1 protein-coding gene is annotated in these 1234 nt (G+C 63.0%); it reads right to left on the minus strand.

Annotated features, from left to right (window positions below):
• Positions 1 to 26 precede the first annotated feature (26 nt).
• Positions 27 to 1171 (minus strand): IS3 family transposase gene (locus AC04MD_RS20225; RefSeq protein WP_475498988.1). Its coding sequence is split into 2 segments (ribosomal slippage): positions 27 to 925 and positions 925 to 1171, totalling 1146 coding nucleotides; the frame shifts between segments, so codons are not numbered across the junction.
• Between the last annotated feature and the right edge of the window lie 63 nt (positions 1172 to 1234).

Here is a 1234-nt window from a genome sequence, read left to right on the forward strand (position 1 = left end):
TGAATCGCCCCGGGTTTCATAGACAACTACAAGCCTGATAGTCCCGCCTGCCGTTCGAACTCTACCGGAGAGACGCCTCCATTGGAGCCGTGCCGGCGTTTTGGGTTGTAGAACATCTCGATGTAGTCGAACACGTCGCTACGTGCCGCATCCCGGGTCAGGTAGATCTTTCGCCTGATCCGCTCTCGCTTGAGCAACTGGAAGAAGCTCTCGGCTACGGCGTTGTCGTGGCAGTTGCCGCGCCGGCTCATGCTGCAGACGATCCCGTGGGCCTTCAGGAATGCCTGCCACTCGGCACCGGTGAACTGGCTGCCCTGATCCGAGTGCAGCATCAGTCCGGGCGCCGGTTTCCGACGCCACACCGCTGCCAGCAGCGCCTGCAGCACCAGATCGGCGTGCATCTGGCCTTGCATCGCCCAACCCACGACCTGGCGTGAGTACAGATCCAGCACCACCGCCAGGTACAGCCAGCCCTCGTGCGTGCGGATGTAGGTGATGTCGGTGACCCAGTGCGTGTTGGGCGCGACCACGTCGAACTGCCGATCCAGGTGGTTCGGCGCGACCGTCGAGACCCGGCCACCACGTGGGCGCGGACGACGCCCGTAACCCACTTGCGCCTGCAGACCTTCCCGCTTCATCAGCCGTGCCACGCGATGCTTGCCGCAAGCCTCACCCAGGTCGCGCAAGTCGTCGGTGACCTTGCGGTAGCCGTAGACCGTGCCGCTCTCCAGCCATGCCCGCTTGATCATGCCCAGAAGACGTTGATCCTCGCGATGGCGATCGCTCTGCGGCTGGCGCTGCCATGCGTAGAACCCGCTGCGCTGCACACACAGCACACGACACATGCTTGCCACGCGGAACTCGTCCAGATGCGCCTGCATGAACGCGTACTTCGCCCTTATCCCTTGGCAAAGTACGCGGCGGCCTTTTTTAGGATGTCACGCTCCTCGGTTACCCGCTTGAGCTCGGCCTGAAGACGACGGTTCTCCGCCACCAACGAGGCATCCGCCTGCCGCGTAGCCGGTGCCTTGCGCTGCTCTCTGACCCACGCGTACAGCGAGTCGATGCTCACTCCCAGCCGGGTCGAGACCTCTCGCACCGAACGCCCCTGATCGATCACCTGCTTCGCCGCCTCGGCCTTGAACTCATCCGAATACCGCTTGCCGCTCATACACACCTCCATGATTGCCGTAATGTACGGCTTGGAGATGTCTACTGAACCCGGGGCGATTCA

Source organism: Pseudoxanthomonas sp. LjRoot206 (assembly GCF_056175725.1).